Raw genomic sequence first — 19966 nt, forward strand, 5'->3', positions numbered from 1 at the left:
AGTTGAAATGTCAGATTTGGCAATGGCTAATGTGGAAGCGCTGGCTAATGATGAAGATTTTAACTTAGATGATTTTAATGACAATTGTTATTGGTATCAGGATAAAGATTGCTATTATTTGATAGTTTCTCCAGATGGGAATACAGTATGGTGGCATTCTAATTTTGAAGAAAGGTTCTGAATAGCACAATAGTTTTTATTCAAAAAAAAGAATGTGAATGCTTTTTTAGGAGTCTGTTTATTTTGCTTGATATTTCTAAATGCTATTTTCCAATGGTGTTTTTCTGTTTTAAAAAGCATGAGAACTATTAGAAAATTGAGATGTGTTAAATTACGAACAGACTCCTAATAAGTGTTCTGTTGTTAAAATAAAGGAGATTATACAATGAAACGATTTTTATTGTGGACAATGGTTATGGGTATTTTCCTCTGTAGTTGTATCCAGCAAGGAAAGAAACAAAGTGAAGTGAAAGATGTTGAGGAAATTAAGCTGACCAGTGTGAAATATGACAAGGAGCAGATTATTAGTTTTCCACGGACGTTGGCACTTTTGGAAAATAATCTGATGCTGGTTTTTACACAAGGAGATGAATTCGTCAAACTCTATGACAAGTCCGATTTGTCATTTGAAAGTGCATGGGGAAAGTTTGGAAACGGTCCCGGAGAGTTTATATCTCCTCAGTATGGCGGACTGTTGAAAAAAGGCAGTGAAACCAGGCTTTATCTGTATGATTTCAACTTGAGAACCCTTCGTGAATATTTGGTGGAAGAAAGAAACAGACTGAAATTACTGTCCTCCAAACGGATGAAGGACAAAGAGGTTTATGTAACCAATCTGTATGCGTTGAATGAAAAGTATTTTTTGGGCTGTGCGGTTTTTGGAGCGGATGCTCCCATTGTCCTTATGGATAAGGATTTGAATATAATATCTAATTTCGGAAATCTGAAAGAGCGTCCCAAGAACGGGTTGGGTTCCCAATCCTATGTTGGTAATTTTGCATCCGATGGCAACCGTTTTGTATACGCAATGAATGATTTTGGTTATTTGGCCTGTTATGAAGAAGAGAATGGTGAAATAAAACAGAAATGGACTCATTATATGGAGAAACCGTTGTTCGACGGATATGGCAGTTTGGATCGGAAAAGGCTTTTGGATGGGTTTACAGATGTGACTATCCATGGCGATAAGGTTTATGCCGTTTATAACGGGAAAAGTGATTCGGAGAAAAAGGACATGGGCGGTGAGCGTTATCCTACACTGATTCTGGCTTTTGATATTCATACGGGGGCTTTATGTGAAAAGTATCGGACTGATAGAGATATCTGTAATTTTGTCATAGATCCGGATGGAACTATTTATGGTGTGGGAGTCAATCCGGAAGTGGAAGTAGTGAAATATAAGCTTTGAAGAAAATTGTATTGGGCAGGTTGCCAACGTGAAAGCTGCTGCCGTGCAGGATGATTTGGGGCTGGGTGGTTTGTTTCCTATGCCAGTCGGTACGGATGAGGAATTGCTGGTTGGCAGCCTTTCGTTGCTTGATATGGAAGAGAAAATTATCTCTCCAGAGTTGAAGGCTTGTTTGAAGCAGGCAGATGAAGAAGGAAATCCGGTGTTGGTATTTTATAATTTAAAATAACGTGAGTTCAATGAAATCTGCGAAGCTAAATCATCTGCCATACAAAATAATTCTATAACTTTGCTCTCGGTGATCATAGCGATTATTGAAATGAAGAAGCTGTTTTCTTACTTGCTTTTATTGGTATTTCTGAGTGCTGCGGGATGTGCTAAAAAGAATGCGTCGGCCTATTATTCCAATGGTGTCAAACCAGATAGCGTTTACACCGTGGAAGTTCATACATTGAACGACTCTTCCATATGGCGTTTCCCTTTGCAGATGGAATGTACTGATTCTTTACTCGTGATACTGGACTATATGGATGATTGTTATTTTCATGTGTACACATTGTCCGGGAATCCGAAAGGGAAGTTTGCCCGTAAAGGGCAAGGGCCTGGCGAACTTTTGTCAGCCAATCAATTTCATTTGTCGCCAGGGAAAGACACGCTTTATGTTTACGATGGCGTTTCGCGCAAATTGGTAGCATATAATCTGGACACCAATCTGGAAAGAGACCGGTCTTTTACCGAGTATAAGATAGATTACAGCATTCTTCCTCCGTCTGAAACTCCTTTTATCATATACGATTTGCTTCCGCTGGGAGGAAATCAGTTTTTACTCAAGGCTAACCAGCCTAACTTGCGTTATGGCTGCATCAATTTAGCCACAAAACAAATTACATCTGTGTATAAGGATTTCCCGTCTGAATATGTAACCGGTAATGCGGAGGAAATCTGGTCTGTATTTAGCAGTGACACGCGCACATTCTTTAAACCTGATTATGCAAGGATGTTCAATGCCACTTATATTGGCGGAATATTGGAATTGTTTAGTGTAGGGTCCGGCTGGGAATTGGCCATGGATACGACTTTATGTATTTATGAGCCGGTCTACGGATTGGCAGAAGGAACTGTCCCGGCATTTGTCGTAGGTAACGAAAAAACTCAGTTGGGATTTGAAGATGCTTATGCGGGAAACGAGTTTATTTATGCGCTGCTGCATGAGAAAGGAGATGCGATGGAGCCTGAATCGGTCATTGTGTTTGACTGGCAGGGGAACGCTGTTAAGGAAATGCGGACCGGTCAGCGTTTGGCACGTTTTTGTGTGGACGAGACGCATAATGTCATTTATGCACTGGCATCGGATGAAGAAAACGGCTATAAGTTGGTACGTATTTGCAGTGATTAAATAATTTGAAAATGCAAGGAAGATACGATGTGAAGAAGTGGTTTGATGTTTTGTTGAATTTGGTATTCGGGGGGATATGCCTGTTTTTGCTATGGATTTTGGCACAGGTGTTTGTCTTTGCTTCTTTTCGGATACCGAGTGATTCCATGTCGCCTGAACTCAAGGAAGGAGATTTTGTGTTGGTATGGAAGCCGCTTGTGGGGGCTCGTCTCTTTAATTTGCACAAGTCGCTCAATCTGGAGCAGACAGAGATTTACCGTATTCCGGGCTTCAGAAAGATACGGCGCAATGATGTGGTGGTATTCAACTTCCCGCACCCCAACGACTGGAGCCATATAGAGATGCATATTCTGAAATATTATATAAAGCGTTGTATCGGACTGCCTGGGGATACGCTTTCAATTCATGGCGGGATCTTTCATATAGCTGGTGTGGCTTCTCCTCTGGGAAATCTTGCGTCTCAAAAACGGATTGGACAGATGAAGGCAGAAGATTTTCCTCAGGAAGTGTTTCAGAGTTTTCCCTATGATTCTTTACTGAACTGGAATATAAAGAATTTTGGCCCGTTGTATATTCCAAAGGCCGGGAGTGAGGTGAAAATGGATCGTACCGGCTGGGTACTTTACCATAAGCTGATTGAGTGGGAACAGGGAAAAGATCTGATTTTCCGGGGATCATCGGTATTACTGAATGACAGTGTGATAACTACTTACCGTTTCCGTAAAAACTATTATTTTGTTGCCGGAGATCGTGGGGAGAATTCACAGGATTCACGCTACTGGGGCTTACTTCCGGAAGAGTATATCGTGGGAGTGGCTTCAAGGATATGGAAATCGGTAGACCGGTATACGGATAAGGTACGCTGGGACAGAGTATGGAAAGCAATAGAATAGATGGTATAATGAAGAACTGGGTATACAGACTGGCGGCATGGTTCGCAGGAGGATTACTTTTGGGCTGTGTGGTGGCAACTGTGATGGTGGATGATCCTGTTGTGCCTGCCGGTTTGCAGGGAAAGCAGTGGATATGGCTGTCAGAAGCGCTGTTGGTGGCATTGCCGTTTTGGGCAGCAGGGGGAATTCTGAATTTCGTTTCACAGTGCATATTGTATCAGAGGTCGCGGAATGGGTGCTGATGTTTGGGGGAGCGGTGCAGGCATTGCTTGGCCTGGGACAGATTGCCGGGTTATACCCGTCGGGGCATTCGCTTTTTGTGCTGACGGGAACGTTCTATAATCCCGGTCCTTATTCCGGGTATCTGGCAGCCATTCTACCCGTTGCTTTATACAGAATGCTTTCTGTGAATGGACGGACGGGCCGTAGGGCGAAAGTGGAATATTATGTTTCGTTGTGCGTGGTGATGCTTGTCCTTTGTGTACTTCCGGCCGGGATGAGCCGGGCAGCATGGCTTGCAGCCTTTGTTTCCTGCGGATATGTTACTTTTCGTATATATGGTGACCGGATAAAATTTTTTATGCTGAAATATAAGTATGCTGTTCTCGGGGTTCTGTTGTCGGGAATTTTTCTGGCCGCAGGAGCCTATCTGATGAAGCGTGACTCGGCTGACGGGCGTCTGCTGATCTGGAAGATAACAATGCGGGCTATTGCGGATAACCCGATGGGAGAGGAGAGAGGAAGAACTTTCTCTGCCTTGTATGGAGATGCTCAGGAGGAGTATTTTATGGAGGGGAAGTTTTCGGATGCGGAGGCTTGGGTGGCCGGATCTCCTGATTTTGCTTTTAATGAGTTTCTGCAGATTGCAGCCGAACGGGGAATATGGGTGGCTGTGGCAGTGGTTGTCTGGTTGCTTGTACTGCTTGGCTTTGCCGGGAAAAGGAAACGTCTGACCGGTATGGGAGGATGTCTGGTATCACTGATGGTTTTTGCTTCTTTCTCTTATCCTTTGCATATTCCGGCTATTGTTTCGGTCTGGGTATTGACGGTCATGGTGCTCATGGGGGAATGGCTTGTAGCCATAAGACCGGAAAAACTTGCAAAAGTAGTTTTGCTGCTTGCGGCATTGGCTGGCTTGGGAGCTTCTGTAAGTATACACAGGGTATATGAGGAGCGGGTACAGGCTGCACGTGAATGGATGCCGTTGAGAGGGCTGTATCGGGCGGGTGATTATCAGGCTGCCGTGAAGGCGTATGAGAAACTGTATAGCCGGATGAACTGGAACGATGATTATTGTTTTGAATATGGGAGGGCACTTTATCGGCTTAAGTGTTATGAGAAGGCGGAAGAGGAACTGAAACGGGCGTTGACGGTGAGTGGTGATCCGATGATATTGAATCTTTTGGGGAGGAATGCTCAGGATAAAGGGGAGTTTGAAAAGGCGGAGGAGTTTCTGATACGTTCCACTCACAGACTGCCGGAACGTATTTATCCTTACTATCTGCTGGTGAAACTGTATGCCGTGCCGGAATATTACAGTCGGGAAAAATTGGTAAGGGCAGCGGAGAAGGTGCTTTATAGTGAGCCGAAGGTGAACTCAACGGCTGTCAGGGAAATGCGTCAGGAGGTGAGAAGTATTTTAAATGAAAGGAAATAATTGTATGGGAAAGATCTTTGGCTGGGGTGTAGTCTGGATGTTGCTGCTGTTTGCAGGCGGATGTTCTACTGGTGAAGAAAGGCAGTTGGATGAGGCTCTGAAGCTGGCCGGTGATAACCGGAAGGAGCTTGAAAAGGTGCTGGATTATTATGCTGGTGACAGTCTGAAACTCCGGGCTGTACGTTTTCTGATAAGGAACATGCCGGGGTGTTATGGCTTTCCGGAATCCGGGCTTTCCGGTCTGGCTTCTGTATATCAGGCTTATGACTCTGTGAACAGGGTATTTGACTATCGGATATGTGCAGAATGGGGGAAGGAAATCGACCGTCTGCAGGAAAGAATTCCCGGAATATCTTCCGGATGTTGGGTGGCAGACTTGTCTGCCGTGAGTTCTTCTTATCTGATCAGTGAAACAGAACGTTCTTTCGATGCCTGGGAGAGAAACGTGTATGCTTCGCAGATTTCTTTTGATGATTTTCTGGAGTATGTGTTGCCTTACCGCCGCTTGAATGGCCTGGTGGCTGACGGGATCAGGGATACATTCTATTACCGGCACATGGGAAAATATTATGCTTCGGCCGGACACTCGTGGAAGGAGGATACGGATTCACTGCTCTATGAATACCGTTCTCTGGTACATTCTCAGTTTTTCGGAACCCGGATTCCTTTGGTGGATGCTGTTACGTTCGAACGGTTGAAGCGTGGCTTGTGCATTCACAGGTGCTGGTATAATTCTCTTTTGTTGTCTGCTTTGGGAATGCCTGTGGCCATTGATTTTGTTCCTGCATGGGGGAACCGGAATAATTCACACACATGGAATGTTCTGGTGATGGGAGACAGATCGTATGCTTTCGAGGCTTTCTGGGATGAAGACCGGTGGAAATACAAGCGTATCTATAACAACCGGACTTGCGATCGTTTATGGGGAGAATTCCGCCTTCCAAAGGTTTACCGTTATACTTATTCCAATCATCCGGAAGGGCCTGTAACGGACAGGGATGTAGACCGGGCTGATATTCCTTCTTTGTTCCGGAACATGAAGAAACTGGATGTCTCGAATGAATATTTCGAAACTCAGGATGTCTGTATCAAATTGACTGAACCTGCTCCGGAAGGTGCACGGTATGCTTATCTTGCGGTTTTCGGCTATCAGCAATGGCATCCGGTGCAATGGGGGAAGATCGGGAACGATGGTTCTGTACTGTTCCGTAATATGGGTAAAGACATGGTATATCTGCCGGTGTATTACCGGCAAGGTGTGGTGGTTCCTGCGGCCAGTCCTTTCAGGCTGGAGGCCGACGGTACTGTCCGCATCTTGTCGGATGACGGGAAAAGAGGAAAAGTCGGATTGCGGACTCTGTTCGGAGCGCCGACTCACGACCGGAACCTGACTTATCTTCATGCTTTCCGTGGTACAAGTTTTGTAGTGATGGAAGATGGAAATCCTCAGGGGAAATTATGTGAACTGACAGACTCGCTGGGGATAGGGATGAACAGGTTTCCGGTTGTTTCGTCTGCTTCCTGCCGCTATGTCCGGATGTATCTTCCGGCGGATACGCTGGCTGCCGGAGAGATTGTTTTCTATACGGCTGACGGACGTGTGCCTTCGGTGCGTGTGGTGTCGGAGGGAATTCCCTTGTCACAGTCGTCAGAAGGTATCCGTAACTTGACGGATGGTACGGAAGCGACTTGTTGCCGTTGCAGGTTTCCGGAAGGATATGTGGATTTTGATTTGGGAGAAAGTTACCGGCTGACCGGAGTCGGTTTCTGTCCTTATTTGAAAAGTCAGATCGAGACGGGAAATCATTATGAGTTGCTTTACTGGGATAAGGGTTGGAAACGGCATGCTTCCCGGGAAGGAACGGAACTTGGCTGGCTGGAATTCGAAGGGGTACCTCTTCACTGTCTGCTCATGCTGAAAAATACGGGATGGCCCGGAGCTTCTGCCGAACGTACATTTACTGTTACGGAAGAAGGAATCAGCTGGGAGTGACAGAAGTAAAAGAATATGTGATTCTTAAACATTCAAAACGATAGATAAGTATGAAGAAACTTTTTTTATGGGTAATGGTCGTATTGGGATGGGGGGGAATGATTTCCTGTTTGTCCCCGCAGAAAACTTCGGACTGGAAACTGGTCTGGGAGGACGATTTCGAAGGGAGTGGTTTTGATACACTGACCTGGTCGAAGATACCTCGCTGGACTCCGGAATGGGCGCGCCACATGTCGGATAATGAAGTTTGTTATGAAGTGAAAAACGGTCATCTGATTCTGAAAGGAGTGATGAATCCTGACCGGAACGCTGATACCGCAAGATTTATAACCGGTGGGGTGTATACCAAGTATAAAAAGGCCTTTCATGGGGGAAGGCTGGAAATCAGGGCAAAGCTGCAGGGGGCCCGCGGGGCCTGGCCGGCTATCTGGCTGAAGCCTTTCGAAGAGGAGAAGTACAAATGGCCGTCTGGAGGGGAGATTGATATAATGGAACGCCTGAATCATGATACGATTGTTTACCAGACAGTCCATTCTGTATATACTCAGCACCTGAACATACGGAACAATCCTCCGCAGGGAGGAACCGCGGCAATACGGCCGGATGATTATAATGTGTATGCTGTGGAAATGTATCCTGACAGTGTGGTGTTCTTTGTAAATGACCGCCGTACTTTTGCCTATCCGAAAATAGAGACGGATAAAGAGGGGCAGTTTCCTTTTGACAAGCCTTATTATCTGCTTGTCGACATGCAGTTGGAAGGAGGTTGGGTAGGTCCCGTAGATACGCTCGACCTTCCAGTAGAGATGTCTGTGGACTGGGTACGCTATTATCAGCGAGATTCAAAAGAGTAAGAAAATCTATAAGTTTCATAAAACAATTGAAGATAGTTTTTATATTTGTAATTATTACATATCTTTGAAAGCCGTCTTTTGTACGCGGTATGTGAGGATGAACAAATATAGAAAAGAGAAAAAGATTTTGTGTATGAATGCAGTTAGATTGATTTTATGTGCCGTTTCTGTTCTGGCTCTGGAGACTTTGCCTGCAGGGGCAGCAACCGTAATGCCGGATGGAAAGGGTGAGAAAGTGATTTGCAGGGGCTATGAGGCCCATACATCCGGCCGGATGGTACAGGTAGGACAGACGGCTCCTGACTTTCAGGCAACCAATGCGGATCTGAAAGAAGTTAGCTTGTCGTCTTTTAAAGGGAAAAAGGTGATTCTGAATATTTTCCCGAGTCTGGACACTCCGACGTGTGCAATGTCTGTCCGGCAGTTTAACGCCAAGGCTTCAGGACTGGATAATACGGTGGTGTTATGTCTGTCCATGGATTTGCCTTTTGCCCAGAAGCGTTTCTGTACGACAGAGGGGTTAGACAATGTGCAGCCTTTGTCGCTTTTCCGCAGTCAGGACTTTGTGAAGGGATACGGACTTTGTCTGGAAGACGGGCCGCTCAAGGGGTTGGCAGCCAGGGCTGTCATAGTGGTGGATGAGGCTGGTAAGGTGAGTTATACGCAACTGGTCAGCGAGATATCCAGTGAGCCTGATTATGATGCTGCCCTGAAGGCGGTGGAATGATGAAAAGCCCCTTTGACGGGGCTTTTTCTGTAAACGGCCTGTATCTGTCAGGGGCGTTCTTCTATCTTTTTCAGGTAGCCGGGATGGTCAGACCATTTGTTTCTGTAGGTTTCCATACATCCTGTGGGTATGGTAATCCTGACCAGATCTTCTGTTCCGGCTTTGGGCAGAGTCGTTTCGATCCTGAAAGCATGTTTTTTACCGGCGTTCACTGTTCCGCCTTTACTCCACCATTGATAGTTATCGGTATCAAAGGCTTTCAGAACAACGAACATAAATTCTCTGGATTTTGTACTCTGAAACCAGAGATTGCTTTCCAGAGTAAATCTTGCCATGCCATTGCTATCGGTTGTGATTTCCAGCAATGGTTTGGTGCTGTGATTTTTCTTGAAGGATTCATAAGAGGTCTCATCATACATTCTGACGGTTTCACTTCCCAGGAGTTCTCCTTGTGAGTTACTTACGGTGATTTCTACCACGGAAGGATTTTCGGGTACGATTGATTTTTCTTTTTTGCAACCAGAGAAAAGACAGGTGCTTGCCAGTAATGTTGCAGATAAAAATTTAAAGACGTTCATAGGGTTATAAATTTAGTAATTATAGTTTTGAGTTCTATTCTTTTGTGTTTCTTCTAATTAAACGGGCCGCAAAAATATAACAGGAATGAATATATATGAAGTAAAAATATAAATCCTAAAGAGTTTTAGGATTTATTGAGATTTGAATTATATCCTTTTACCGGCTGAATGTCAGTATCTTTTGAACTTGTTGTGTAAAGGCTTGAGGACGATTTATTCTCTTGTTAATGAATAGGAAATAAAAAAGAGCATGCGCTGCGATGATTTGCAGGCATGCTCTTTTTATCAGGTAGATTTGAATAAATTTACTTTTTCAATGCAGCAATGCTTTCTTTCAGTGCGGCAATCTTGGTTTCTGCATCGGCTTGTTTCTTACGTTCCATGTCGATGACGTTAGCCGGAGCTTTGCTGACAAACTTCTCGTTGCTGAGTTTTTTCAGCACGCTCTGCAGGAATCCTTCCTGGTATTTCAGGTCGGCTTCCAGCTTCTTCAGCTCTTCTTCGACGTTGATCAGGTTACCCAGAGGTACGGCATATTCTGTTGTTCCTACCATGAATGCTGCTGCTCCTTCTGCTTTGGCTGCTACGGCATTGATTGCTGACAGGTTGCAGAGTTTGGCGATAACAGCATTGTACTTGCTTACCGGGCTTTCGCCGACAACTTCCAGGGTGAGGGCTTCTTTCTGGGCAATGTTCTTCTGCAGACGGATGGTACGGATACCTCCGATGACTTCTTTCACGGCCTCAAACTGGGCAATGATTGTTTCATCGTAGTTTCCGGCAACATTCAGAATCTGCGTCATGATGCTTTCACCTTCTTTGCGGTCATAGATGTGCTGCCACAATTCTTCCGTAATGAACGGCATGAACGGATGAAGCAGTTTGAGCAATGTATCGAAGAAACCGAGAGTCTTTTCGTAAGTTGCTTTGTCGATGGGCTGTCCGTAAGCGGGTTTTACCATTTCCAGATACCAGCTTGAGAATTCATCCCAGAACAGTTTGTATACAGCCATCAGGGCTTCGCTCAAGCGGTATTTGCCGAACAGGTCGTCCACTTCTGCTGCAGTTTTGGTCAGCATGGCGTCAAACCATTCGGTTGCCAGGCGTGCATATTCGGGCTGTTCGATGTCGGCTACTTCCCATCCTTTTACCAGACGGAAGGCGTTCCAGATCTTGTTGTTAAAGTTACGTCCCTGTTCGCAAAGTGCATCGTCGAACAGAATATCGTTTCCGGCAGGAGCAGAAAGCATCATACCCATGCGGACACCGTCGGCACCGTACTTGTCAATCAGATCCAGTGGATCGGGGGAGTTACCCAGTGACTTGGACATCTTGCGTCCGATTTTGTCGCGGACAATACCGGTGAAGTAAACGTTCTTGAACGGCATGTCGCCCATGTATTCATAGCCGGCCATGATCATACGGGCTACCCAGAAGAAGATGATATCCGGACCGGTTACCAGATCGGCAGTGGGATAGTAGTATTTGATTTCTTCATTGCCGGGGTTATTGATACCGTCGAACAGGGAGATCGGCCACAACCAGGAAGAGAACCAGGTGTCCAGACAGTCATCGTCCTGACGGAGATCTTCCAGTTTCAGACTAGGATTGCCGGATTTTTCCTGAGCCAGCTTCAGGGCTTCTTCAGGTGTCTCGGCTACTACGAATCCTCCCTGCGGAAGGAAGTAGGCCGGAATGCGGTGTCCCCACCACAATTGACGGCTGATACACCAGTCCTTGATGTTTTCCAGCCAGTTGCGGTAAGTGTTCTTATATTTGGCAGGGTAGAACTTCAGTTCGTCGTTCATTACCGGCGGCAGAGCCATATCTGCGAAATGCTGCATCTTCAGGAACCACTGCATGGACAGTTTCGGTTCGATGGCTACGTTGGTACGTTCAGAGAAACCTACTTTATTGGTATAGGCTTCCACTTTTTCCAGCAGGCCGGCAGCATTCAGGTCTTTTTCAATCTGTTCGCGTACATCGAAACGGTCCATTCCGACATACATTCCGGCAGCTTCGCTGATGGTTCCGTTGTCATTGAAGATGTCAATGCTTTGCAGATTGTATTTTTCGCCCAGCATGTAGTCGTTTACGTCGTGAGCCGGAGTAACTTTCAGACAGCCGGTACCGAATTCAATGTCTACATAGCTGTCCTCAATAACCGGAATAACACGTCCTACCAGCGGAACGATTACTTTCTTGCCTTTCAGCCACTGGTTCTTTGGGTCGGCCGGATTGATACACATGGCGGTATCACCCATGATGGTTTCCGGACGGGTAGTGGCTACAACTGCATAGCGGCGGCCCTGTGCATCGCGGTGAACGATTTCACCTTCAGCTCCGGTTTCTCCGCTCATATCGTCGTTGGCAACATAGTAGCGCAGGTAATACAGCTTGCTGTGTTCTTCCTTATAAATTACTTCTTCGTCAGAAAGGGCAGTCAGTGCCTTGGGATCCCAGTTCACCATGCGCACGCCGCGGTAGATGAGGCCTTTGTTGTACAGGTCTACAAATACCTTGATGACGCTCTGGCTGCGTTTTTCATCCATGGTGAAAGCGGTGCGGTCCCAGTCGCATGAAGCTCCCAGGCGGCGAAGCTGCTTGAGGATGATGCCTCCGTGTTCTTCTGTCCATGCCCATGCGTGTTTCAGGAATTCTTCACGGGTGAGGTCGGTTTTCTTGATTCCCTGCTGAGCCAGTTTGTTGACAACCTTGGCTTCAGTAGCAATGGAAGCATGGTCCGTACCCGGTACCCAGCAGGCATTCTTGCCCATCATGCGTGCACGGCGCACCAATATATCCTGTATGGTATTGTTAAGCATGTGTCCCATGTGGAGCACTCCGGTCACATTAGGGGGAGGAATGACGACGGTGTAAGGTTCACGTCCGTCGGGTTTAGAACTGAAAAGTTTGTTGTCCAGCCAATACTGGTACCATTTTCCCTCCACGTCTGCGGGATTGTACTTACTTGCTAATTCCATGATTCTATTTCACTATAATAGTTGATATGTTGATTATCGTATATATTTGGCTGCAAAATTAATAAAACTAGTTGGATTATGAAAAATATTTGTACTTTTGAAGACCGTTGCGGGAGCTGGTCTTCAATCTGTTTCCTTTGTTTGATCTGAGGAAGAGCGGATGGAGGGACAGGATTCCGGATAGGATGGTGTAAAATAAATGGAGTTATGAAAAAACTGATATTGTGGGCAGGATGTATGGCCGGTCTGTTACTGGCGGCCTGCTCGTCTGCTGAGGACCGGAAATCAGGATCACTTGAAACCATTCCGGTTGCAGATGCTTTTGGTAACCTGCAGCCGTTGAAAGTATCTGATTTTCTTGGAAGGATTCGTTATGTAGCACTCGAAACGAATGACAGTGTGCTGGTAGGAGAGGGGGCTCATATCGGTCTGTTGCCGGGTTATATCCTGGTGACTGACGAAAAACAGGCGTTGCTCTTTGACAAGAATGACGGGCATTTTGTCTGTAAACTGGGACATTACGGAAATGATCCGTCCGGATATGCTTCTTCGAAAGTCTGGTTTCAGGGACATGACGGAGCGGTTTGTTTCAGGGGCTGGAAAGATGAGTGGCTGCGGTATGATTTGCAGGGACAGTTTCAGGGAATGCTGAAAATGAGTGAGAATGCGGCCTGCGCTTCGGTATCTTTGCTGGCTTCGGAGGAAGGATATATACAATATTTTAATAACGGGCTGGTTGACGGGAAAGAAGGACTTGTCTGGTACACTTCCGAACCCCGGCAGGAAGGTGATACTTTGTTACTTGCACAAGGGAAGCCGGTCAATATGAGTGACATCAAAAGTATCGGTGTATTCAAGAGTACACCTTGTCATTTCACGCAGAAAGGGATGTTTTACATTGTCAGCAATCAGGATCAGTCGAATGTCGTGCTGACCAATCCGCCGGTGTTGTGGCAGGAAGGTGAACAGATCCGGTTCATGCGTTACCGGAATGATACTGTATATACGGTTGATAAGTATCGGCTGACACCAGCTTACTGGTTTGATATGGGGAACCTTTCCGTGACGAAGATGAAGGAGGAAGATGCTTCTAAGGCGTTGGTACTTGGAAAAGTGGATGAACTGGAGAAAAGCATCTTCTTTGAGTGTTTTGATGCACTGGTTGAAGAGGATCACTTGTATTATGGAGTTTATAACCGCCGGAAGGGTACCGTGGTGATGGGACGCAGGACAGACAAGATCATGGATGATCTGACCCCGTTTATGCCGGTAGACTTTTCGGAACGGACAAACGCACACGAACTGGCCGGAATGATTGAGGCGGCCGATGTGCTGGAGTGGGTTGAAGAGCATGAGTCTTGTAAGGATAATCCGGAACTCGGTTTCCTGAAGACCCTGAAAGAGGATGATAATCCGGTGGTGGTGATTGCCCGCGAATAAGGACTTATATTATATAATGGTATATATAGTCTGTGATAATGGATTTTTAATGAATAGAACATGCATACAAGAGAAGAAAAACTGGAAGCTTTCGGGCGGTTGCTCGATGTATTGGATGAACTGAGAGTGAAGTGTCCCTGGGACAGAAAACAGACCAATGAAAGTCTGCGCCCCAATACCATTGAGGAGGTGTATGAGTTGTGTGATGCCCTGATGAAGGACGACCGGAAGAATATTTGCAAGGAACTGGGAGATGTGTTGCTTCATGTGGTGTTTTATGCCAAGATTGGCAGTGAGACCGGTGACTTTGATATAAAGGATGTTTGTGATAAGCTGTGTGACAAGCTGATTTTCCGTCACCCTCATGTATTTGGAGAAGTGAAGGCCGATACGGCGGAAAAGGTCTCTGAGAACTGGGAGCAGATCAAAATGAAGGAAAAAGACGGTAACAAGTCTGTCTTGAGCGGAGTGCCCGATGCTTTGCCTTCTCTGATCAAGGCTTATCGGATTCAGGACAAAGCCCGCAATGTGGGATTCGACTGGGAAGAACGCAGCCAGGTATGGGAAAAGGTGAAGGAAGAAATTGCCGAATTTGAGTCGGAAGTGGAAACTATGGACAAGGAGAAGGCAGAAGCCGAGTTCGGTGACGTGATGTTCAGTCTGATCAATGCAGCCCGTCTGTATAAAATCAATCCGGACAATGCACTGGAGCACACCAACCAGAAGTTTATCCGCCGCTTCAATTATCTGGAAGCACATACTCTGAAGGCAGGCAAGAACCTGAAGGATATGACTCTGGAAGAAATGGATGCGATCTGGAATGAGGCGAAGGCACAGGAGAAATAAGTCAGGAAACAGATAAATACGGCATGTGGAATGAACCGGAGACGGTTTGTTCCACATGCTTTTTTTTGTGTACGGGGATGACGGATTTGAAGATTTCGTAAGGGAATTGGAATTTGATTATCAGGGATAACCCGTTCCGAATTTGTTAAATCGTAAAAATATGTATCAGAAAATTTCTTTTATAATAAAGGAAGTCATATATTTGCCGATGCACTAAATAAAGAAAACTAAACTTTAACTAATATTTGAAAAAATAGTTAACCTGTTTTATTAAAGTTTTAAATCTATGTTTAAAAGATTCAGATCTGTCAGTATGCTGCTCTTTCTGGGCGGTATTTCAGTAGGTGTTGCACATGCAACTCCTTCGATGCTGGAAGCGAATGTCGTACAGCAAAGTAATGTGTGTAAGGGTGTTGTAAAAGATGCCCAAGGTGAAACAATCATCGGAGCTTCAGTCGTTGTTAAAGGAACGACAAACGGAACCATTACAGGATTCGATGGTGACTTTACTCTGGAAAGTGCCAAGAAAGGCGATATCCTTGAAATCTCTTTCGTCGGATATGTTTCTCAGGAAGTAAAATGGAATGGTGAACCTTTGAAAATTACCTTAAAGGAAGACACAAAAACACTGGATGAGGTGGTTGTCGTAGGATATGGTGTTCAGAAGAAGGCCAATCTTTCGGGTTCGGTAGCTTCTGTAGATAAAGAGCAGTTGCAGAACCGTCCGATTCAGAACGTGAGCAGTGGTTTGCAGGGTTTGATGCCGGGTGTAATCATTACCGGTACGAACGGTGCTCCGGGTATGGACAGTGGTAGTATCCGTGTACGTGGTACCGGTACTTTGAATACCGCTTCTCCTTATATTCTGATTGATGGTGTGGAATCTGAAACCATGAGTTCCATTGACCCCAATGACATTGAAAGTATTTCTGTTTTGAAAGATGCTGCTTCTGCTGCCATCTATGGATCTAAGGCAGCGAACGGTGTTATTCTGATTACCACCAAGCGTGGTTCGACCGGCAAGTCGAAAATTTCGTATAGCGGCTATGTCAGCTTCCAGAATGCTACCAATATGATCGACCGTCTGAGTTCTTACGAATATGCCAGCATGTATAATCAGGCTTTGCAGGCAGAAGGTAAGGCTCCCCGTTTTACAGATGAAGAAATCCAGAAGTTCAAGGACGGAACAGATCCTCTTTATCCGAATACAGACTGGTATGACCTGGCTTACAAGACCGGTATACAGCACCGTCACAACCTGAACATTGCCGGTGGTACGGAGAATGTGCGCTATATGGGATCTATCGGTTATTTGAACCAGACCGGTGTGCTTCCTAATGCAGGACGTGAACAGTTCAATGCCCGTACGAATCTGGATATGAAGATCACCAAGCGGTTGAGTGCCAAATTGAACCTGGCCTATATCAAGAATGCATATGATGATGCCAGCTCTGCTTACTATGGAGGTAGTTCTGACCAGATTATCCGTCAGCTGAACCTGATCGCTCCGTGGATTGTAGCCCGCTACGATGACGGTACATGGGGTACGATTTCTGATGGTAGCCCGATTGCATGGCTGGATTCCGGTATGAAGGTAACACGTGACAACCACAACTTTACGGGTATGGCTTCATTGGATTATAAGATTCTGGATTGCCTGACCTTTACGGCAACAGGTTCGTATGTAAATAATATGCAGAACTATACTTATTTCCAGAAATTCATCCAGTACAATGCCAACAAGGCTTCCGATCCGAACTCCCTGGATGAACGCTATTATACCTGGAACCGTACAAACTATGACTTGCTGTTGAATTACGACCAGACTTTTGGTAAACATAACATCAAAGGACTGGCCGGCTGGCATACTGAAAAGTATAATTACAAGGAACTGACTGCTTACCGTAAAGATTTCCCGAACAATGATCTGACTGATATCAATGCCGGTGATGCTGCTTCACAGACTAACTCCGGTTATACCAGAGAACTGGCAATGCTGTCATGGTTTGCCCGTGTCAATTATGATTATGCAGGAAAGTATTTGTTTGAAGCCAATATCCGTGCGGATGCTTCTTCCCGTTTTGCAGAGGGACACAGATGGGGTTATTTCCCTTCATTCTCTGGTGCGTGGAGAATCAGTGAAGAATCATTTATGGAAGGTGCCAGATCTTGGCTGAGCAACCTGAAGATCCGTGCTTCCTGGGGTATGTTGGGTAATCAGGATGCTTTGAGTGACTATTATCCGGCTTTGAATACATATAATATCGGAGCCACTTATCCGTTTGGCGGTGCCTTGAACTCCGGTTATTACCAGTCTAGCTATAAACTGAGTACAATTACCTGGGAAAAGGCTACGACCTGGGGTGTTGGTCTTGATTTCGGTTTCCTGAACAATAAGATCAACGGATCTCTTGACTTCTATAACCGTAAGACTACAGGTATTCTGATGCAGGTTTCTGTTCCTACCGAATTTGCCTTGAATCCTTATACTGACAATGTGGGTTCAATGAACAATAAGGGTGTCGAACTGAATATCGGTTACAATGACCGTTGGGGAGACTGGACATTCGGTGTTGCTGCCAACTTTGCTTACAACAAGAATGAAATCCTTGACCTGGGTGGTGCTGACTATCTGGATACCGGCTATAACCAAAGAAATGCTGTCGGCCAGTCTATTAATGCTTACTATATTTACAAGACTGACGGTTTCTTCAATTCACAGGAAGAAGCAGATGCCTTTACCGCTAAATATGGTAATCCGTTTGGTGCCGGTGGCTTCAAGGCTGGTGACCTGAAATATGTGGATACCAATGGTGACGGTAAACTGAATGGTGATGACCGTGTATATACAAACAGTACTGAACCGGTTTATACATTTGGTTTGAACCTGACTGCCGGATGGAAAGGTTTTGACTTGTCTCTGATGTTCAACGGTGCAGCCAAAGTTGCCCGTCTGTTCGACTCACACGAAGTATATGGTGCCTTCTCCGGTGATGCCGGTCACCCGGCAAGCATCTGGAAGGATGCCTGGACCGAAACCAACAAGGATGCTTCCATGCCGCGTATCTTTACAGATACAAACTCTCCGAGCAGTTCACGTAGCGCACAGTCTACTTTCTGGTTGCAGAATACGAACTATCTGCGTTTGAAAAACCTTCAGTTCGGTTATACCTTGCCAAAGAGCCTGCTGAGCAACTGGGGTGTTGAAAACGTACGTTTCTACTATTCTGTAGAAAACCTCTTTACAATTGATAATATGAAGATCAGCATTGACCCGGAAGCTACCAGCCAGCGTCTGTCTTCTTATCCGTTGCTGCGCACTCATGCATTTGGTGTTAACATTACATTCTAACTATAACTATTAAAAACTCATTTTGATATGAAACGAATTAAGCAATATATAATGTTTGGAGCGGCTGCACTGATGACAGCTTCGTGTTCAGACTTTTTGGATACCACTCCTTATGATGCTTTGTCTCCAAGCACTACTTGGAAGACTGAACAGGATGCCGAGAAATTTGCCATCGGATGCTATTCCGGATGGGAAGACGGAGGACGTCTGCTTTACATGGACTGTACATCTGACTTTGGTTACAACAATTTCTCCTGGGAAGGATACAAAGACCTGGCCAACGGTAATATGACACAGGCCAACAGCGGAGCCAGTTTTTATGGTTATACAACTATCCGCCGCTGTAACACATTCCTGAACAATGTGCAGAGCATTGAATTTGCTGATGAAGCAGTAAAGAAAGACCTGATTGCACAGGTGAGAGTGCTCCGTGCTTATAAGTATTTCATCATGAACTGGGCTTATGGCGGTGTGCCTATCATTGATAATTATGATACGGCTGAAGATGCTCAGGTTCCCAGAAATACGGAACAGGAAGTGCGTGATTTCATTGCCAAGGAGCTGGATGAATGTACTCCTGACCTGAACAAGATGCCGGCTGAAAGAGGACGGATTGCCAAGGGTGCAGCTCTGGCCTTGAGAATGCGTGAAGCTTTGTATTATGATGACTGGGCAATGGCAAAACAGAAAGCCGAAGAAATCATTGCCATGGGTGAATATGATCTGGAAGATGATTATCTGAAGCTGTTCCAGGTAGCAGGACAGGATTCTAAGGAAACAATTCTGGCTGTTCAGTATATTCCTAATACTTATACACTGTATACCATCGGACAGATGTATAACAATGGTGACGGCGGATGGTCTTCTATCGTTCCGACTTACAACCTGGTAGATACCTATGAAATGAAGAACGGTATGACGATCGATGAACAGGGTTCCGGTTATGATGCAACCCATCCGTTCAAGGATCGTGACCCCCGACTGGCTATGTCTGTTATCTATCCGGGTGCTGACTATGTGAAAGCCGGAGGTGCTGCTGCGGTATTCAATACCCTGGACAAGACCATTAATGGTGAAAGCAACGCAAACTATATGACTTCTGCTGATAATGCTTCCAAGACTGGTCTGACCTGGAACAAGTATCTGTCGCCGATTACCCAGTATGCAGATATCTGGAAATCCAATGCTTGTCCTATCGTGTTCCGTTATGCAGAAGTGCTGTTGACCTGGGCTGAAGCAGAAAATGAACTGAATGGTCCGTCAGATGAAGTATACAAGAAGATCAATAAGGTTCGTGAAAGAGCAGGCATGCCGGATGTAGACCAGGCTAAATATGCCACTAAGGAAGCTTTGCGTGAACTGATTCATCGTGAACGTGCCGTAGAATTTGCCGGTGAAGGTTTGCGCCGTGCAGATATCCTGCGCTGGAAGACTGCCGACGGTAAGATGCTGGCTGAAAAGGTGCTGAACGGACGTCTGGAACGTAGAATCGGTACAGTCGATGCATCTGTAAGTGATCCGGGACTGCGTGCTACCATTACTTTGAATCCTGATCCGACAGAAGTGCTGATTGAAAACCGTTCCTTCCAGCCGTTCCATCGTTACTTCCCGTTCAGTCAGGGTGATATCGACAAGAATCCGAAACTGGAACAGAATGAAGGATACAAATAAATCACTGATTCCTGACTAAGAAACAGGTAGTTTCAGGAAATCAGTCAAAGGTGACAGGAGCTGTGTCAGACGGAAGGCACAGCTCCTGTTTTTTTATGCCAGCAGGTATGGATTTCAGGAGAGTAAGAATCCTGCTTTTGTTTGGATCCGGGAGAAGTCGGGAGAAA

At 45.6% G+C, this 19966-nt stretch carries 15 protein-coding genes; 13 read left to right on the forward strand and 2 right to left on the reverse strand.

Going from position 1 to position 19966, the window contains the following annotated elements; translation table 11 throughout:
• The 9 genes from BACCOPRO_RS17410 to tpx all read left to right on the forward strand — a co-directional run.
• Nucleotides 1-181 (forward strand): NVEALA domain-containing protein (locus BACCOPRO_RS17410; RefSeq protein ID WP_008141373.1); only part of this gene is annotated, 181 nt, incomplete at its 5' end.
• 204 nt (nt 182-385) lie between these two features.
• Entirely contained in the window at nt 386-1408 is a 1023-nt protein-coding gene (locus tag BACCOPRO_RS04525) for a BF3164 family lipoprotein (RefSeq protein ID WP_008141374.1), read from the forward strand.
• Nucleotides 1409-1436: 28 nt separating this feature from the next.
• Nucleotides 1437-1637: a hypothetical protein gene (locus BACCOPRO_RS04530; RefSeq protein WP_008141375.1), complete on the forward strand. Its 201-nt coding sequence runs from the start codon at nt 1437-1439 to the stop codon at nt 1635-1637.
• 90 nt (nt 1638-1727) lie between these two features.
• Nucleotides 1728-2804 carry a BF3164 family lipoprotein gene (locus BACCOPRO_RS04535; protein ID WP_040311196.1) on the forward strand — a complete coding sequence of 359 codons (1077 nt, stop codon included), beginning with the start codon at nt 1728-1730 and terminating at the stop codon, nt 2802-2804.
• A gap of 11 nt (nt 2805-2815) precedes the next feature.
• Nucleotides 2816-3697, forward strand: coding sequence for a signal peptidase I (gene lepB, locus BACCOPRO_RS04540; protein WP_008141379.1), 882 nt, complete (start codon nt 2816-2818; stop codon nt 3695-3697).
• 133 nt (nt 3698-3830) lie between these two features.
• Nucleotides 3831-5354, forward strand: coding sequence for an O-antigen ligase family protein (locus BACCOPRO_RS04545; RefSeq protein ID WP_155819075.1), 1524 nt, complete (start codon nt 3831-3833; stop codon nt 5352-5354).
• A 4-nt stretch (nt 5355-5358) separates the two neighbouring features.
• Nucleotides 5359-7347, forward strand: a complete 1989-nt coding sequence (locus tag BACCOPRO_RS04550) for a hypothetical protein (RefSeq protein ID WP_246497735.1) — start codon at nt 5359-5361, stop codon at nt 7345-7347.
• Nucleotides 7348-7397: 50 nt separating this feature from the next.
• Nucleotides 7398-8201 carry a glycoside hydrolase family 16 protein gene (locus BACCOPRO_RS04555; protein WP_008141388.1) on the forward strand — a complete coding sequence of 268 codons (804 nt, stop codon included), beginning with the start codon at nt 7398-7400 and terminating at the stop codon, nt 8199-8201.
• A 211-nt stretch (nt 8202-8412) separates the two neighbouring features.
• Nucleotides 8413-8928 (forward strand): thiol peroxidase, encoded by a 516-nt coding sequence (gene tpx / locus BACCOPRO_RS04560; protein WP_040311199.1) that lies wholly within the window; start codon nt 8413-8415, stop codon nt 8926-8928.
• Nucleotides 8929-8975: 47 nt separating this feature from the next.
• Here the strand turns inward: tpx and BACCOPRO_RS17145 are convergent, their stop codons facing one another.
• Together BACCOPRO_RS17145 and BACCOPRO_RS04570 are read right to left on the reverse strand one after the other, a co-directional pair.
• Complete coding sequence (locus BACCOPRO_RS17145; protein WP_008141391.1) at nt 8976-9506, reverse strand: hypothetical protein; 531 nt, start codon at nt 9504-9506, stop codon at nt 8976-8978.
• Between the two features lie 305 nt (nt 9507-9811).
• Nucleotides 9812-12490 carry a valine--tRNA ligase gene (locus tag BACCOPRO_RS04570; RefSeq protein WP_008141393.1) on the reverse strand — a complete coding sequence of 893 codons (2679 nt, stop codon included), beginning with the start codon at nt 12488-12490 and terminating at the stop codon, nt 9812-9814.
• A 207-nt stretch (nt 12491-12697) separates the two neighbouring features.
• Here BACCOPRO_RS04570 and BACCOPRO_RS04575 point away from each other — a divergent pair, with 207 nt between their 5' ends.
• The 4 genes from BACCOPRO_RS04575 to BACCOPRO_RS04590 all read left to right on the forward strand — a co-directional run bounded on the left by BACCOPRO_RS04575 (nt 12698) and on the right by BACCOPRO_RS04590 (nt 19799).
• Entirely contained in the window at nt 12698-13930 is a 1233-nt protein-coding gene (locus BACCOPRO_RS04575) for a DUF4934 domain-containing protein (protein ID WP_008141395.1), read from the forward strand.
• 60 nt (nt 13931-13990) lie between these two features.
• Complete coding sequence (gene mazG / locus BACCOPRO_RS04580) at nt 13991-14776, forward strand: nucleoside triphosphate pyrophosphohydrolase (protein WP_008141397.1); 786 nt, start codon at nt 13991-13993, stop codon at nt 14774-14776.
• Nucleotides 14777-15062: 286 nt separating this feature from the next.
• Entirely contained in the window at nt 15063-18128 is a 3066-nt protein-coding gene (locus BACCOPRO_RS04585; RefSeq protein WP_040311176.1) for a SusC/RagA family TonB-linked outer membrane protein, read from the forward strand.
• 27 nt (nt 18129-18155) lie between these two features.
• The gene (locus BACCOPRO_RS04590; protein ID WP_008141401.1) at nt 18156-19799 is read left to right on the forward strand and encodes a RagB/SusD family nutrient uptake outer membrane protein; all 1644 of its coding nucleotides are present in this window, start codon (nt 18156-18158) and stop codon (nt 19797-19799) included.
• Nucleotides 19800-19966 lie beyond the last annotated feature (167 nt).

Origin of the sequence: Phocaeicola coprophilus DSM 18228 = JCM 13818 (assembly GCF_000157915.1) — a bacterium.
Taxonomy (GTDB): domain Bacteria; phylum Bacteroidota; class Bacteroidia; order Bacteroidales; family Bacteroidaceae; genus Phocaeicola; species Phocaeicola coprophilus.

What these genes read in the sequence shown, in the direction of transcription:
- BACCOPRO_RS17145 (WP_008141391.1), bottom strand. Translation starts at nt 9,506, where the DNA reads ATGAACGTCTTTAAATTTTTATCTGCAACATTACTGGCAAGCACCTGT.
- mazG (WP_008141397.1), top strand. Translation starts at nt 13,991, where the DNA reads ATGCATACAAGAGAAGAAAAACTGGAAGCTTTCGGGCGGTTGCTCGAT.
- BACCOPRO_RS04590 (WP_008141401.1), top strand. Translation starts at nt 18,156, where the DNA reads ATGAAACGAATTAAGCAATATATAATGTTTGGAGCGGCTGCACTGATG.
- BACCOPRO_RS04535 (WP_040311196.1), top strand. Translation starts at nt 1,728, where the DNA reads ATGAAGAAGCTGTTTTCTTACTTGCTTTTATTGGTATTTCTGAGTGCT.
- BACCOPRO_RS04575 (WP_008141395.1), top strand. Translation starts at nt 12,698, where the DNA reads ATGAAAAAACTGATATTGTGGGCAGGATGTATGGCCGGTCTGTTACTG.
- BACCOPRO_RS04585 (WP_040311176.1), top strand. Translation starts at nt 15,063, where the DNA reads ATGTTTAAAAGATTCAGATCTGTCAGTATGCTGCTCTTTCTGGGCGGT.
- BACCOPRO_RS04550 (WP_246497735.1), top strand. Translation starts at nt 5,359, where the DNA reads ATGGGAAAGATCTTTGGCTGGGGTGTAGTCTGGATGTTGCTGCTGTTT.
- BACCOPRO_RS04545 (WP_155819075.1), top strand. Translation starts at nt 3,831, where the DNA reads ATGGCTGTCAGAAGCGCTGTTGGTGGCATTGCCGTTTTGGGCAGCAGG.
- tpx (WP_040311199.1), top strand. Translation starts at nt 8,413, where the DNA reads ATGCCGGATGGAAAGGGTGAGAAAGTGATTTGCAGGGGCTATGAGGCC.
- BACCOPRO_RS04570 (WP_008141393.1), bottom strand. Translation starts at nt 12,490, where the DNA reads ATGGAATTAGCAAGTAAGTACAATCCCGCAGACGTGGAGGGAAAATGG.
- lepB (WP_008141379.1), top strand. Translation starts at nt 2,816, where the DNA reads ATGCAAGGAAGATACGATGTGAAGAAGTGGTTTGATGTTTTGTTGAAT.
- BACCOPRO_RS04525 (WP_008141374.1), top strand. Translation starts at nt 386, where the DNA reads ATGAAACGATTTTTATTGTGGACAATGGTTATGGGTATTTTCCTCTGT.
- BACCOPRO_RS04555 (WP_008141388.1), top strand. Translation starts at nt 7,398, where the DNA reads ATGAAGAAACTTTTTTTATGGGTAATGGTCGTATTGGGATGGGGGGGA.